Origin of the sequence: Alteribacter aurantiacus DSM 18675, assembly GCF_000429705.1 — a bacterium.
GTDB classification, from domain to species: Bacteria; Bacillota; Bacilli; order Bacillales; family Salisediminibacteriaceae; genus Alteribacter; species Alteribacter aurantiacus.
This window is the reverse complement of record NZ_KE386941.1, coordinates 992,261-1,007,837: the sequence shown is the minus strand read 5'-3', so window position 1 is coordinate 1,007,837 and position 15,577 is coordinate 992,261. Positions and strand designations below refer to the sequence as shown.

The 15,577-nt window shown below is 40.0% G+C and carries 12 protein-coding genes; 4 read left to right on the top strand and 8 right to left on the bottom strand.

Annotated elements, in window-relative coordinates:
* The first annotated feature begins 236 nt into the window (after positions 1-236).
* A complete protein-coding gene (locus tag G476_RS0108335) occupies positions 237-1,814 on the top strand; it encodes a glutathione ABC transporter substrate-binding protein (protein WP_035186291.1) in 1,578 nt (525 codons plus the stop codon).
* 61 nt (positions 1,815-1,875) lie between these two features.
* Here G476_RS0108335 and G476_RS0108330 read toward each other — a convergent pair whose 3' ends face one another.
* From G476_RS0108330 to G476_RS0108300, 7 genes are all read right to left on the bottom strand, one after another.
* The gene (locus tag G476_RS0108330) at positions 1,876-3,366 is read right to left on the bottom strand and encodes an amidase (protein ID WP_026689694.1); all 1,491 of its coding nucleotides are present in this window, start codon (positions 3,364-3,366) and stop codon (positions 1,876-1,878) included.
* Complete coding sequence (locus G476_RS21550; protein ID WP_035186289.1) at positions 3,363-3,926, bottom strand: DUF4269 domain-containing protein; 564 nt, start codon at positions 3,924-3,926, stop codon at positions 3,363-3,365. Before G476_RS21550 ends, G476_RS0108330 begins: the two co-directional genes overlap by 4 nt.
* A 137-nt stretch (positions 3,927-4,063) precedes the next feature.
* Positions 4,064-7,591: a YhaN family protein gene (locus tag G476_RS21545; protein WP_051314716.1), complete on the bottom strand. Its 3,528-nt coding sequence runs from the start codon at positions 7,589-7,591 to the stop codon at positions 4,064-4,066.
* Positions 7,588-8,865, bottom strand: coding sequence for a metallophosphoesterase family protein (locus G476_RS0108315; RefSeq protein WP_026689693.1), 1,278 nt, complete (start codon positions 8,863-8,865; stop codon positions 7,588-7,590). Before G476_RS0108315 ends, G476_RS21545 begins: the two co-directional genes overlap by 4 nt.
* Before the next feature lie 215 nt (positions 8,866-9,080).
* Positions 9,081-10,043, bottom strand: a complete 963-nt coding sequence (gene trhO, locus G476_RS0108310) for an oxygen-dependent tRNA uridine(34) hydroxylase TrhO (protein WP_205620291.1) — start codon at positions 10,041-10,043, stop codon at positions 9,081-9,083.
* 235 nt (positions 10,044-10,278) lie between these two features.
* Positions 10,279-11,484, bottom strand: coding sequence for a cystathionine gamma-synthase family protein (locus G476_RS0108305; protein WP_425387217.1), 1,206 nt, complete (start codon positions 11,482-11,484; stop codon positions 10,279-10,281).
* 15 nt (positions 11,485-11,499) lie between these two features.
* Complete coding sequence (locus tag G476_RS0108300; RefSeq protein ID WP_026689690.1) at positions 11,500-12,705, bottom strand: M24 family metallopeptidase; 1,206 nt, start codon at positions 12,703-12,705, stop codon at positions 11,500-11,502.
* Positions 12,706-12,935: 230 nt separating this feature from the next.
* Between G476_RS0108300 and G476_RS23260 the strand changes: the two genes are divergently transcribed.
* The gene (locus G476_RS23260; protein WP_084405672.1) at positions 12,936-13,076 is read left to right on the top strand and encodes a DUF4023 family protein; all 141 of its coding nucleotides are present in this window, start codon (positions 12,936-12,938) and stop codon (positions 13,074-13,076) included.
* 16 nt (positions 13,077-13,092) lie between these two features.
* Positions 13,093-13,194, top strand: coding sequence for a YfhD family protein (locus tag G476_RS23520; protein WP_156906536.1), 102 nt, complete (start codon positions 13,093-13,095; stop codon positions 13,192-13,194).
* Between the two features lie 178 nt (positions 13,195-13,372).
* Here the strand turns inward: G476_RS23520 and rlmN are convergent, their stop codons facing one another.
* On the bottom strand, positions 13,373-14,455 hold the full coding sequence (gene rlmN / locus G476_RS0108285) for a dual-specificity RNA methyltransferase RlmN (RefSeq protein WP_026689689.1): 1,083 nt from the start codon (positions 14,453-14,455) through the stop codon (positions 13,373-13,375).
* Positions 14,456-14,642: 187 nt separating this feature from the next.
* Here rlmN and G476_RS0108280 point away from each other — a divergent pair, with 187 nt between their 5' ends.
* A complete protein-coding gene (locus G476_RS0108280) occupies positions 14,643-15,503 on the top strand; it encodes a YihY/virulence factor BrkB family protein (RefSeq protein WP_026689688.1) in 861 nt (286 codons plus the stop codon).
* Positions 15,504-15,577: the final 74 nt, after the last annotated feature.

Here is a 15,577-nt window from a genome sequence, read left to right as displayed (position 1 = left end):
GTCAAAGCCCCTGCTCACATCCGTCATTATTTAAATTATAAATTAGGAAAATGTCCTATATTTAAAAATAGATAAAAGAATAAAACCTTATTTTATAAGAGTTTAAAGAGTTTGTTGAATGACTAGCGAAATGCAAACCTTTACAAATGTCCGAAAATAACGTAAGTTAAAATAAGATTCACTCCTTTCAGATTAGTCTGAAATGGAAGTACATAGAACAACAGGAGGTTTTTTACATGAAAAGAAGCAGTTTGAAATGGGGAATCGGTTTTTTTGCTCTTTCTTCCATTCTGGTTGGTTGCGCTAGTGAACCTGATGAAGCAGCAGGTACTGAGGAAAAAGAAAGTGAAGGTGGCGATCTTAATATAAGCGTTGTATCTGATGCACAAAATCTTGATCCTCATAATTCCAACGACGTTCCATCTTGGAATGTGTCTTTTAATATCTATGAAACACTTTTAAAGCATGACGAAAATATGGATCTTCAACCGAACTTGGCGACGGATTGGGAGCAAGTGGAGGACAATCTTTGGGAGTTTCAACTTGAGGAAGGCGTGACGTTTCATGATGGTTCGGAATTTAATGCGGAAGTTGTAAAAGTAAATTTCGATCGCCTCCTAGATGAGGAAGTTGCTTCACCTAATGCCTTTTTATTTGATTCTATTGCTGAAGTAAATGCCGTTGATGACCATACAGTTGAAATCGTCACGGAGTATCCATATGCTGCTTTACCAGCTCACCTTGCTCATATGGGAAGTTCTATGATTAGTAAAGAACTAATCGAAGAAGATTATGCTTATGCAGAGGATGGCAATCAATTTGGAGCTATTATTAATCAACATCCTATTGGAACAGGATATTTTGAATTTAAAGAATGGAATAGAGGCGAGAAAGTCACTCTTACAAAAAACGATCACTATTGGGGAGAGCCAGCTCAAGTGGATCGCGTTACATTTACAGTCAGTTCCGAAGACTTAACTCGTGTAGGTGAACTTGAATCAGGAAGTTCCCATATCACGTCAGTTAGTCCGAGTGACGTAAACCGCGTTAATAATAATGAAAACGCGGAGGTTCATGAAAGAGACAGTGTAAGCATAGCTTACCTCGGATTTAACACACAAAAAGCACCATTCGATGACAAAAGAGTAAGACAAGCCATATCGAAAGCTGTAAACAAACAAGACGTGTTAAATGGCATTATGGAAGGTCATGGTGTGGAAGCAGCCGGACCATTAGCTGAAGCTATTTTTGGACATAACCCTGATGCAGCAGGATTAAAGTACGACCCTGAAAAAGCAAAAGAATTACTTGCCGAGGCAGGATATGAGGATGGTTTTGATGTAACTCTTTGGACCAATGATAGCCGGGAACGAGAAGACATCGCTGTTCTTGTTCAAGCCCAGCTTGAAGACATTAATGTTAATGTTAGCCTTGAACAGTTTGAATGGGGTGCTTACCTTGACCGTACTGCTGGTGGTGAGCACGACATGTTTATCCTAGGCTTATCTGCAGCTACTGCAGATGCTGATTACCCCCTTTCTATGCTATATCACTCCAATAATATCGGTGCTGCAGGAAATCGAACACAGTTTAACAATGAAGATGTGGATCGTTTGATTGAGGAAGCTCGTCGTGAAGGGGATGAAGAACAACGACTTTCTCTTTATCACGAAGCTACAGATATCTTAATCGAGGAAGCTCCAATGCTTTACCTCTATCACCAGGAATATCTCACGGGTGTGAGTGATCAAATTGAAGGGTTTGACCTCTATTCGAACGGGATTTATCAGTTACAGAATGTTACAATCAACTAAAGAAGCTAAAAGCCAATCATAAATGGGAGTAGCCCAATTATGATTGGCTTTTTCTTTGCTTCTATGCTTTTTTTGAACGTTGTGGTTGCCAAAGGTTGCTTTGTTCAAACAGCTTCGCCAATTTTAATAATTGATCTTCTCTTCCCTTCATGGCCATCGCCTGTACCCCTATCGGTAGATCATTTTCTCCTTTGTGCAATGGTAAACTGATCGCAGGTTGTCCAGTTAAATTAGCGAGTTGGGTAAACGGTGTATACGTCAAGCTGGGTAGAAACATTTCATAAATGAGATCAAGCTGTTTTTTTCCACTTGAGGAACGCATGTTCTCGATGTATTTTTCTTGAGCACCACTTGAATGGGTCAACTCCCCTATTTTCGGTGCTGTGAATGCTGTAGTAGGTGTGATGAAGAAATCATGGGATAAATGGAACTCCATCATCCTTGTAGCTGCAAGGTCCCAGGTGGCTAAGCTTCTAGTGAAGTCAGCTGCTCTGACATTTTTCCCGGCCTCATAAAGCATCCACGATTCAAATTCCATATCTTTTGATGAGAAAGGACGGTTGAAGACCTCTTCCATCGATTGTAAAAGACCAGCCATCTCTCCAGCATTCATTAAGTAATACTGTTCCATTAATTCGACCCCATCAATAGGTATGTCAACTTCTTCAACCTCGTGACCAAGACTTTCAAGAAACTTAAGGGCATGAGTAACGGCCCTTTTTGCTTCTTCTGATACGGGAGTATGGACTGGAGATTGTAACGAATACCCGATTTTCAGAGGTTGATCAAAAGATTCTTCCATTACATTTCGATAACCCTTTTGAAATATAGGAGTTTGAAATGCCGCCTCAGGTTGAACCACTTGAAGCAAGTCAAGCATGCCGGCACAATCCCTGACACTTTTTGTTAGTACAAAGTCAATAGCAGCCCCTTGCCATTGTCTACCTACTCCCGGTCCAACCGGGGTTCGCCCTCTTGTAGGCTTAAGACCTACAAGTCCGGTAAAGGAAGCCGGTATTCGAATAGAACCGCCACCGTCACTGGCACCTGCAACCGGGACAATCCCCCCTGCCACGGCTGCAGCAGCGCCCCCACTGGAACCTCCCGCTGAATAATGATGGTTACAAGGGTTTCTAGTAGGGCCGTAAAGGGCCGGTTCACTAATGTTTTTTAGTCCAAATTCCGGTGTGTTTGTAGAGCCCAAAACAACAGTGCCGCCTTTTAAAAGTTTTGAAACGATATTTGAATTCACTTGGGCGATGTTGTCTTTTAGCAATCGCGAGCTCGCAGTCAAAGGCTCTCCTATTAACGATTGTGACAGATTCTTCAATAGGATCGGTGCACCTGAAAATGCTTCTTTAATTCCTTTTGTATCGTCCGCTTCTTTTAAAGCACGTTCATACCTGGTATGAACGACCGCATTCAGCTGCCCATTAACCTCTAAAAGGCGGTTATAAGCAACTTGAATCATCTCTTTTGGACTCACTTCATTATTACCCACAAGTTCAGCGATATCGGTTGCGTCAAGTGTAATGTATGTTTCTGTTTTCATCTTTTCCTCCCGAATGTCGTACGATCATTTATGAACCCTTTTTCCCTCCCGTATTCAAGGAGTCGCAAATAAGGGTCTTTGCCTCTTAACCTCAGCACCTCACAAAAAGCCTCCTCCGTTTTCACACCCGATCTTTTCAATGATTTGATTTTCTCTCCTAAGTGAGGAGCTTCTTTAAGAATGGCATGTTCAGTAATCATATGTAAATACGCATGTTGCCTTTTCACAGGTTGGTTCTGGGCGAACAACTCGAACTCAAATTCCTTAAAATAAAAGTTGAGCTTTACGATTGGAGTGTTACGAATGACTTTGTTTTTATGTATGAAATCATCTAGGTGTCCGTAAAGAGCAGTTACTCTTTTAATCCAATCAGGATAATCATACACCTCCATAATAATATCCAAATCCGATCCTTGGACATTAAGGTTTATAGGAATGGTTCCGCATAAAGTTGGCAGATACTCCGACAAATCATTCATGATATTTAATTCTTTAAGGACTATGTAAGCTCTTTGTTGTATGTGGGTACCGGATTTCAAGTAGTCAATAGAATGAAACATGTTCAAATTCTCCTTGTGTAAGAGGTGGTTTCAGGGATTAACGTAAATGCAACCGGATATACTCTTCCGTAAATGAAGAAAACAACTCCAGAAAGAATTGCTGATTCTTTCTGGAGTCTGCTCATGTTAAAAGTTGCTTAAAAAAGGCTACTAGATACGGTTGTGTTTAAAGTGATCATTTGATAATTCTGTTCACTTTCAACTTCTTTCATTAATGTACCTAGCCTTGAATGGTGGGTAAAGAAGATGACTTGAGTCACTTTTGCCAATTCTACTAATACCCTAAGGGTTTCTTTTGCTCGATCATCATCAAAATGTACTAAAATGTCATCGACGATAAACGGAAGTGGTTCATGTTCGTTTGCAAAACGCTCGATACTCGCAATTCGGAGAGCTAAATACAGTTGATCGGTCGTACCATCGCTCATACCCGAAACTGGAACTGTATCTGCTTTCCGCTTTCCCATAAGTACAGGTTGATCTTTCTCATCAAACTCTACGACGATACCATCAAAATGACCAAGAGTTAAACGTCCGAAGAGCTCACTTGCCCGTTTTACAATTGGGCTTTGATTTTGTTCTCTATAATGTTCGATGCCTTTTCTAAGCAAAATGGCTGCAAGTTTTTTTGTGATGTATTCGTCTGTTTCTCTCGTAATTCTTGAATGAAGACTTTGCTTTTCTAATTCATCATTCGCCGTTTCTTCGTTGGTCCCTTTGATCTTCTCTAAATATTCTTTTTTATCAGCGCCGTGAGATTGGAGGATATAAGTCTTTTCTTGATCAAGTTCTGCTAACTTAACCTTTACTTCCTGTAGCTCCACTGCAAGAGAATCAGCATTGGCACCTTCTGCTTCCTCAATCAACTCATCTAAACGTTGACCCGCACCGAGGTCGATCAATTGCTCCTCTATTGCTTTGATTTGTTCAGTAATTTCATGTGATTTTTTGACCTTTTCTTCAACCTCTACAAGTTCGTCTAACGTAGCACAGCCGGTTTGAGAAAGAAGTTCATTCATGGATTCATGAGCTTCATGTTCAATCCGAATAGCAATTTCTTTGTTTTTCTCCAAGGTTGATTTCTTTTTACGCAACTCTTCTGCCGTTCTTGCATCTTGCTTTGCAGTTTGTAATGTATCATACACGATGTTCACAACAGAATCCATGGCGTGAGTTGTCAACTTAGTCACTTCGGTTTGTTCTAATTGACCGATGCGTTGTTCATACTGTTCAATCCTGGTTTCAATATCTCTTTTCATCGATTCCTTCATTAAGTAGCTGTCGTAATCTCTCGTGCAGTCATCATAAAGATCAATTAATTCTTTTACTACTTGAGTGGAAGTGGTATTGGTTACGGGAAGGCCTTGAATGTTATTTTCCCATTCTTCACTCCATTCATTGACCTCACTTCTTATAAGGTCCATTTTATTCTTTATGAGTTCCATATTATTCTTTTGCTTTTTAAGTTGATCTTCAAGTCCTTGTCTATTCGTGCGTTGTTCAATTGCTTTCCTTTTTATTTTTTCCCCTTGTTCAAGGAGCTGACTCAACGTTTGATCATCATTTACTTCTACATAGGTCGATACCGCGTTTATCAAAGATTTTTTTGATTTTTCAAGAGTCTGATTAAGATCATTACGCCGGGCTTGAGCAATGTCCAGCTGTTCTTTCAACTGAAGGATCTCTTCATACTTGTTCAGCCACTCCCTCATTTCTTCAGGAGTTCCCGGATTGAGGTGTACTACGGACCAATATTCTTTCCAAGCCGATTCCCATTGTTCTAGTGATAACATGTTCTCGTTTAGCTCAGCTTGTAACGTAGTTCGTTTCTCGTTAGTTGCTTTTCTGTCAGCTAAAAGCTTATTTTTTTCACCGACCTTCTCGGCTTCTCGCCTCATGACATCAGAAATATCATCTGTTTTTTTCAAGGAACGCTCAAAGGCCAGTTCCAAAGGTCTTCCATTTTTAAACTTGGCAAGTTCACTTTCGTTATTTTCTCGTTTATTTAGTTCATTTCGAATAAGTATCCATCCAGTATCGCGAAGTAACCGTTCCTCCAACAATTGTTCATTTGTCGGAACGTCTTCTAAAGCTTCCAAAGACCCGAGTGCACGATTAATATTGGTGGCATTCTCTTCTTCTTCCAAGAATCTTTCTTGAAGTTTTTCTCTTGTTGAGGTTAAGTCTCTACGATTTCTTTCAAAGGAGTTTATTGATTCCTTAGAGGCCGGGATCTTTATTGTTACGAGATCTTCTAAAGTGCCACTCCAAAAGGGAAGAGTGTGAAAAGCATGATTATATTGTATTGTGAGTTTCTCAATCTCCACCGACAACTGTTGAGTCCGATTCTCTAAATCTCCGTTTTTTTGTATGGTATTTAACACAGAATCCAACTCTTCAGTATCGTTAATGTCATTTGCTTCATTTAATTTCACTTCAAGTTCATGAATATCTCTTTCTAGCTCATCTAAAGACTCTTTATTCCTTTTCTCCTGTTCGTCCAATACGGGCTTTTTATCAGCTAAAGCAAGAATTGTCTTTCTTTTCTCAGCTGTTAAGCGTAGAGATTCCACGTCGGATAATCGATCGTAAGAATGATCGATAGTTTTTAAAGCGGCATAGACCGAACTTTCGAGGCTTTTTAATTCCCCTGCAAGAATGGGAAGGTTTTTAACATCTTCAATGTACCCGTTTATCCCTCTGTAAAGTGAATTTATTTCAGTTTCTTGAGAAAGGAGGTTGTCAGGAATTTGAATTTGATGTAATTCTTCATTGCATTGCTCTAACTCTCGTTCTATTTCAGAAATCCGTTTAGAAGTCGATTCAGCAAGTTGTACAAATTCTCTTCGATCCGCTTCAACATTCTCCGGTAGTTTTGGAATACAACCGAGACGCTCTTTTTTGTCTATCCATTCGCTTCTAAGAGCAATTTTAGGCAATGTCTTTTGAATACGTAAAAACTTTTGTTGATCTTTAGACAGAAGGTTAATTTGTTCAGTCAGTCGTTTGATGTCTTTTTTACCGTTCTCATATCGTTGTTCGAGCTCTTTCCAATCTTGAAGCTTAAGCTGGTTGGTTGCAATTTGTTTTGAGACTTCTTTTTCTTCTTTAATCAGCTGATTAATCGTTCTTGTTGAACCACCTTTTACATAAAGGTTCTTGGCTTGGTCCTCGAGCTCTTTAAGCACGTCTCGCAACATACTTACACCAGACGCTGCAGAAAAAATACTTTCCCCTACGTTTCCGTCACTTTGCAATAAGCTCTCGCCACCTTCACGAAGGCGTACGTGGTCTAGAGCAAAAATATTAAGGAAGTGGTCTTCGGATACTCCGTTTAAAAAACGGCTGACCACCTTTTCGTCCATTGCTTTTTGATTGTGATCGAGTACGGTATTCTTTCTACCTTTTCTCCTCAAAAATGCAAGTTTCTCACCCTCTTCATTAATGATGGCGCCTTCAATAAGCAACTTTTTATTGTCATGCAAGAAAGAGTCGGACGTTTGTTGAGGAAAGCCATATAAAAAATGATTAATCGAGCGCAGAATCGTACTTTTCCCAGCTTCATTTGGACCATAAATGAAATGGAAGTTTGAGCCCTTTTCAAAATTCAGCTCAAAATCGGTAAAATGACCAAAGGCTCTTAAGGTCATATATTGGAATCTCACGATGAACGCACCTCCCCTTTTTTTGAAAGTTGATGTAAGATTAGATCTTCAATATCATCCAAGCGCTCCGTTATGATTGTAGAAGAGGAGAAATCAAGTTCGGCGCTTTTTCCTTTCAATTCGTGTGGCAAGACTTTTTGAATGTCTTTTAATTCACTCATTAGAGACTGAAGGGCTTCTTCATCCTCAGCTAATTCGTCGAGAAAACGTAAGATACTATTAATTGGAGTATATTGTTCCTTTAGTTCATCAACATCGATGACCCTTTTCGTATCAATTTTCACTTTTTCAATCCAAACATCTCCAAATCCTGTTTCCAAAGCCAGTGATCGAATATTGTTAATTACATGATCTTTATCAGCCACCATTTCTTGATGGACATTTGTTGTTCCGTTAACAATCACTCTAACTGCTATGAAAAGGCCGTTATGTTGACTTTGAATGTCTTGCAATTGAATACGAATCTGGTCTAGTACATCCTCAAACGTTTCCGATCCGGTAACATCAATTTCGCATAACGCCCACCTTAACACATCGAGAGAACGGTGTTCGTAATGCTTCACTTGATTCTCCTTTACCTTGACTAATGTACACCCTTTGTTTCCAGATTCCCTTATGTGGCGACCTTGTATATTACCGGGAAAAAGAATAACAGGATTACGTTCATACAAAACTTCTCGTAGATGAATATGACCAAGGCCCCAATAATCGTATCCTAAGTCGATAAGATCTGAAAGTTGGCACGGTGCGTAGTTTTCATGACCTTCTCGACCTGTAGCACTTGTATGTAACAACCCGATATTAAAGTAACCTTCTACTTTTTCTGGGTAGTTTTTGGACAAATTATCCGTTACTGACCTTGTTGAAAAGCCTTGACCGTGAATGGCTGTATTCAAGTGTTCAAGGGTCACAGTATCGGGTTTGTCTACAGGAAATTCATAAACATTATCCGGAAGTGCCAGTTCCTTCGTAATCAAACTCTGTGCATCATGGTTACCACGTATAAGGTAGACAGGGATGTCTTCCTTTTGAAGACGGCTCATTTGGCTTGCGAAATACAACCCTGTATTGTAATCTTTCCAGTCACCGTCATAGATATCACCAGCTATGACCACAAAAGCCACCTGTTCTTCAATCGCTACATTTACTAGATTACTTAAGGCATCCCTTGTAGCATGTCGGATCCGATCTACAGGAGCTCCTTCATACTTTTCCAATCCCTTTAATGGACTATCAAGGTGTATATCTGCTGCATGTATAAAACTGAATTGCATTCTCATCCCTCCCAAAATCGGTTCTTTTCATCTATTATCCTTTTTATTTCCAAACACTTCAACACTTATCGACAGTCTGTTTTTTAAAAAGGCTGAATCTGTAAAGATTGTAGTTTTTTAAAAGCAAAAACTTCCCTATTACATGGATTCAATTTTACCTTTGTTCATAAGCAGAGAAAAGCCACAATCCTTTATCGGATCATGGCTTTTCCTGTTTATGCTTTCGCTGCGCGACTAGCTTCAATTCGTTCTAAGCGCTTGTTCACTTCTTCTTCACTTAACTCGTGTTCTTTAATGTAACGGTTTCTCGGATGAGTGCGGCACTCATCACAGCACCCTCTCATATAGATGTCTTCATTTTCTTTAGAACAAAGAATTTGTTTGTTACATTCGGGATTGGCACAGTTAACGTAACGTTCACAAGGTTGACCATCAAAATGATCTCGACCTACAACGACGTGTTCAACCTGGTTAATCGGGACACTAATGCGCTCGTCGAACACGTAGCATTGACCGTTCCACTTCTCCCCTTTAACTTCAGGGTCTTTACCGTAAGTCACGATTCCCCCGTGAAGCTGGGCAACATCATCGAACCCTTCCTCTTTTAACCATCCGGAGAATTTCTCGCATCGAACCCCACCAGTACAGTAAGTGAGAATTTTTTTATTTTCCATAACCTCGCGATTTTGTTTAATCCAATCGGGTAGCTCTTTAAACGAGTGAATATCTGGTTTAATTGCTCCCTCAAAATGACCAAGGTCATATTCATAATCGTTTCTAGCGTCGATTACAACTGTATCGTCCGATTGTAGCTGTTCAAAAAATTCTTTGGGACTCAAGTATTGGCCTGTTTGCTCGCGAGGATCAATATCATCCTCAAGCCTTAATGTTACAAGTTCCGGACGATAGCGGACATGCATTTTTTTAAATGCGTGACCGTCTACTTCATCGATTTTAAAGACCATGTCTGAAAAACGAGGATCAGCCTTCATTTTCTCCATGTAACGATCTGTTTGTTCAATAGTTCCAGAACACGTCCCATTAATACCTTCATCAGCAATTAAAATTCGACCTTTTAACCCCAACTCTTTACAAAATTTTAGGTGTTCTTGTGTGAACTCTTCACCATTTTTAATATCAACATATTTATAATATAGTAATACTCGATAGTTACTCATTATAGATCCCGCCTTTTTAATTTGTTGCCATTTATTTTTATGTCATCCATTAAAGCAGCATAAAATATCTGCCGGAATGGGTTATAACAACCATTGGTCTTTTGTTGATGAAAATTTAGCCTTACGTATTATACCAAAAAGAAGGAGATCAGGCAATGTAAATCACCTCCACAGACATAAAAAAGCCCGACACACCTCTTTTAGGTGACGGGCTTTCCGCTTTATTTATAGCTTCTCAATTTGTTGATTTAATATGGTTTGGCAGCATGTAAAAAGCATGCTTCAAGTCATTAATCAAATCATCGATATCTTCTATACCAGCTGAATATCGAACAAGACCTTCCGGGATCCCCATGGCTGCCCTTTCTTCAGGAGTGCATTCAACATGACTTGTTGTGCGGGACGGACCTACAACCGTTTCAACGGATCCAAGGTTGGCTGCTCTGTTCGCAAAGGCTAAGTTAGGGAGAAGGTGACGAACCGTTTCAACACCGCCTTTAACCGAAAAACTCAACATGCCTCCAAATCCACTCATTTGTTTCTTTGCAATGTCATGTCCGGGATGACTGGCGAGACCCGGATAATAGACATCTTCTACAAGGTCTATGGTCTTTAAAAAGGAAGCAACAGCTAACGCATTTTCATTTTGGCGATCAATTCGTAAGCTTAATGTTTTCATCCCTCTGAGTAGTAAATAAGCGGCCATCGGGTCAAGCGTAGCTCCATTAATCTCTCGGTAATGGTAGATGTCTTCAACTAAATGCTTCGCGCCGCAAACGGCTCCTCCTAAGGCGTCAGCATGCCCTCCCAGGAACTTTGTAGCACTATGAATGACCAAGTCAGCACCAAGGCTTAGAGGTTGTTGATTGACAGGTGTCGCAAATGTATTATCAACAACCGTAATTGCTCCTGCTCTCTTTGCTGCTCTTGTGATCCTTTTTATGTCTGTTATTTTTACTGTAGGGTTCGTTGGTGTTTCCAAATAAACAACGCTGCACCCTTTTTCAATTTCTTTTTCCATTTCATCATGGTTACCTGTTTCGCATAATACGACCTCAATATGTTGCTTTGGGAGAAACTCCGTGAAGATTTTATTGGTTCCACCATAGGTATCCTTAATAGAAACGACTCGTTCTCCCGGCTGTAGTAAGGTTCCTAATGTATTACTGATGGCGGCCATTCCTGTTGAGAAGCTGGTTGAAGCTTCAGCATTTTCTAATATTCTGATTTTTTCCTCAAAAGCTCGCACAGTAGGGTTTGTGTTTCGCCCGTATATATGCCCTTCTTTTTTTCCGATTGCTACTTGGTACCACTCATCCATATCGTCATACCCAAAGGATACACTGTGCACAACTGGAACCTGCGTGGCCCCAAAAGCAAGATATTCTTTTTCCCCAGCCCATAAAGCCCTAGTACTCATACCTGTTTCTTTCACATTCAACGCCCCCAATCCGTCTTAACTTATTTCCCCTTGATCTTCTAATGTAAATGATGAGTTTATGATGAGTTCTCTCGGAAAGTTCGTAAATGTTTCACAACCGGTTTCGGTTACTCTAATCGTTTCACTAATCTCCACACCACTTCTGTCAAACCATAGTCCTGGAATAATATGAAATGTCATATTTGGTTCAAGGACCGTCTGATCGCCCCGCCGTATACTGGCTGTATGCTCACCCCAATCAGGAGGATAGTTTACCCCGACAGAATACCCAAGCCTCGACTCTTTTTCGATACCATGTGCTTTTAAAGAGTGACGCCATACCAACTCTACGTCGCCACAGGTCATCCCTGGCTTCACTTCCTGCAACACTCGATTGATTCCTTCAATAGCAATAGAAGAAATCCGAAGAAGCTCTGTTGAAGGAGTTCCAATGGACACCGTTCTTGCCATTGGGACATGGTACCGTTTGTAACAACCAGCTAACTCAATAATGACTCCCTCACCTTCTTGAAACGTACGATCCGACCATGTGAGGTGAGGGATGGACGTCCGTTCTCCCGTAGGTAACAAAGGCACAATAGCCGGATAGTCGCCACCATACTCCTTGGTCCCTGAGATCATATGGTAATAAATCATAGCAGCAGCATCACATTCCCTGTTGCCCGAACGTACGGTTTGTACGCCATTATACATAGCAATCTCTGCGAGCTTTGCCGCTCTTTGCATATAGGTAATTTCTTGATCAGATTTAATCATACGTACTTGATTGACCAGGAGGTCCCCACTTAAGAATTGAGCATCAGGTAATGACCTCTTCAACTCTTCAAATGCTTTTGCAGAGAAGTAATAGTGGTCCATTTCTACCCCTATACGGTTCGCCTGCATGCCCTTCTTATGCAGAAAATCACCAATAAACTGCATGGGGTGTAGTGTATTAGAATGTACGAAGACATCGGGATAACCAATGATATGATCTTCTGTCATCCATGTGGTGACCTTTGCAGCAGGTGCGTCCATAAACCTTCCAATCCAAATAGGTTGTGACTCGTGAATGTCCACAATCATCATTTGATGAACATAAAAAGACCATGCATCATAACCACTCAAATAATTCATGTTTGCAGGATCTGTAATTAACAGAACATCCAGTCCAGCTTTCTCCATAAGGTTACGAGTTTTTAATAGCCGGCTTTGATATTCTGTAATATCAAAAGGAAGCAAAGCCGCCTCCCCCTTTCTCACACCTAAAAATATTCATTATCTAATTATACTTGGGTAAAAACAATAAAGAACAGAGTAGTTTGATTATTCCAAAAACAACTTGTCCTTTGATTTTCTCACGTAGACGCACGCACAGCAATGACTACTTTTGACGGATTAGCACTAACTCCCTGAATGGAACAGGCGTAAGGTGGAACCTTAATAATGAATCAATTAAGGGGTGATAAAAGATGGACAATACACATGAGTTTGTCGAAAAGTTTAACGAGCGAAAAAACAAAACAGAACAAAATAACAAGCGTCAAAGTCACAGAGATCACAGTCATAGCTTACCTAGTAAAAAGCATCCGACAAACAAAAATGCGGATTAATGGAGAGTGATTGAACATGGGAAGAGCCAGAAAGCAAAAAGCACGTGATAAAAATAAACAGAATTTGCCTCAGACACCTAAAAAAGATATCAAACAAACGACTTCAGACAACCAATAGGTCATGTTTCATGATGTAAGCACATAACTGTTTACCTATTATCAATAAGATCAAGACGTACAATCAATTACAAAGAAAGCGTTAGTGAAAAGAACTTCCCTAGAGATACTGTTCATATCAAATGTAATAACAAACAAAACAGCCCGAATGAGTGGATCCACACATCGGGCTGTTTCATTTAAGCTTTCGTTTTTGCTTTTTCTTTATCCTTTTTAATTTGTTTACTTCGCAATTGTCCACACGCAGCATCAATATCTGACCCTTGTTCGTGACGAATCCCACACTGTACACCGTTTTTCTTTAGTGTATCGTAAAAGCGTAAAATAGCATTTTTCTCACTCTGTTCATATTGAATATGCTCGTCAACTGGGTTGTAAGGAATCAAGTTGACGTAAGACAAACGCTTTTTATCACGAATCAAATCTGCAAGTTGTTGCGCAATTTCAGGAGTGTCGTTTATTCCTTTTAATAAGATATATTCAAACGTAATGCGGCGATTGGTTTTTTCAAGGTAATAATCAACAGCTTCCATTAAAGGTTTAATCGGCTGTCCTTTATTGATCTTCATAATTTTGGTTCTTAATTCATCATTTGGTGCATGAAGGGAAAGAGCAAGATTCACCTGCAATTTTTGATCAGCAAACTCATAGATCTTCTTTATGATTCCACTAGTGGATACCGTAATGTGACGCGCACCAATGGCAAGGCCTTTGTCATCATTTACAACATGTAGGAAATCCATAAGGTTATCGAAATTATCGAAAGGCTCTCCAATACCCATAACAACGATGTGACTTACTCTTTCTTCATTTGCACGGTCATCAAGGGCGTGTTGAACGTTCATAATTTGTTCTACAATCTCACCACTCGTCAAGTCTCTACTTTTTGAGAGAAGTCCACTGGCGCAGAAACTACAACCAATGTTACAGCCGACCTGAGTCGTAACACAGACTGAAAGTCCATAGCTAAACTTCATAAGTACTGTTTCAATTAGGTTCCCATCTTGAAGTTTAAATAAGAATTTCATCGTACCGTCTCGAGATTCTTGTTTGGAGTGGATCTCCAAGGTTTGAATAGCGAAGTGTTCGTCCAGCAAGGATCGGCACTCTTTATTCACGTTAACCATCTCAGAGAATGATTTTACTCTTTTTTTGTATAGCCAATCCCACACTTGTTGTGCACGGAACTTTTTATGTCCTTTGTCTACTAGCCAATCTGTCAGTTGTTCAAATGTTAATCCGTAAATGGATGGTTTTGTCATTATAAACCCTCATTTCAAAGCAAATTATCTATATTAACCCATTATCTCAATACAAGCTTACAAATATTCAATTATAAGGGGCGTTTACTGCGTTGTCAATGAAATCCACTGAAAAGACAAAAAGGTTAACGGTGCGTGATAGAGGGGATATAATGAATGAATCCCTGTTAAAGAGTGGAGGTCCTAGATGAAAAATACGATATCCTTTTTTAAAGAACTAATACACGAATTCCAAAAAGATGATGTTCCTCTTCTCGCTGCAGCTCAAGCTTATTATTACCTTTTATCTGCTGTACCGTTGATGATATTACTTCTCTCCATCATCCCTTATTTAAACATTCAACCGGAAACGGCCATTGGGGTATTGCAAAGTATCATGCCTGATGAAACGGCTACGGTATTTGAAGAAACCGTTGTTGATGTTGTCTCCACTGAACGCGGTGGGCTACTAACATTAGGTATCATCGGCACGATTTGGACGGCCTCTCTTGCTGTCAATGCTTTTATTCAAGCTCAAAACAATGCGTATAATGTTAAAGAAACGAGACCATTCCTAAAGCAACGTTTACTCTCCATTGTGTTAACCATTTGTTTAGTCTTCGCCCTTGTGCTTGTACTGGCACTCCCTATTTTCGGAGATGTAATCATTACTTTTGTTAGTGCCTACGTCTACTTACCTAGCGAAACCGAACAACTCCTTCGAATCTTGAGGTGGGTTGTCAGCATTATCGTAATTGGGTTTATTTTAACTGTGTTGTACCACTTTGCCCCGAACAAACATAAGCCTTTTAGATTTGCCATTCCAGGTGCTGCCTTTGCTACTTTAAGCTGGCAACTCGTATCCTTTGGTTTTTCCTTTTATGTTAGTAATTTTGGTAATTTCACAGCCACATATGGAAGTCTTGGCGGGGTTATCATTTTGATGCTTTGGTTTTTCGTAACGGGTGTTCTGTTAGTCGTTGGTGGAGAAATAAACGCCATCCTCTACCGCAGGAAAAAAGGTCAATCCCGTTTTGTTCATGACGAAAACAAAAATCGCTATCATTAAGCAGCAACAAAGTATTCGAAATCGAACGGAATGAAATCGTTCATTCCATACCCTCCCCTTCTAAGAAAATGAGC

What these genes read in the sequence shown, in the direction of transcription:
- G476_RS0108330 (WP_026689694.1), bottom strand. Translation starts at nt 3,366, where the DNA reads ATGAAAACAGAAACATACATTACACTTGACGCAACCGATATCGCTGAA.
- G476_RS23520 (WP_156906536.1), top strand. Translation starts at nt 13,093, where the DNA reads ATGGGAAGAGCCAGAAAGCAAAAAGCACGTGATAAAAATAAACAGAAT.
- trhO (WP_205620291.1), bottom strand. Translation starts at nt 10,043, where the DNA reads ATGAGTAACTATCGAGTATTACTATATTATAAATATGTTGATATTAAA.
- G476_RS0108335 (WP_035186291.1), top strand. Translation starts at nt 237, where the DNA reads ATGAAAAGAAGCAGTTTGAAATGGGGAATCGGTTTTTTTGCTCTTTCT.
- G476_RS23260 (WP_084405672.1), top strand. Translation starts at nt 12,936, where the DNA reads ATGGACAATACACATGAGTTTGTCGAAAAGTTTAACGAGCGAAAAAAC.
- G476_RS21550 (WP_035186289.1), bottom strand. Translation starts at nt 3,926, where the DNA reads ATGTTTCATTCTATTGACTACTTGAAATCCGGTACCCACATACAACAA.
- rlmN (WP_026689689.1), bottom strand. Translation starts at nt 14,455, where the DNA reads ATGACAAAACCATCCATTTACGGATTAACATTTGAACAACTGACAGAT.
- G476_RS0108280 (WP_026689688.1), top strand. Translation starts at nt 14,643, where the DNA reads ATGAAAAATACGATATCCTTTTTTAAAGAACTAATACACGAATTCCAA.
- G476_RS0108315 (WP_026689693.1), bottom strand. Translation starts at nt 8,865, where the DNA reads ATGCAATTCAGTTTTATACATGCAGCAGATATACACCTTGATAGTCCA.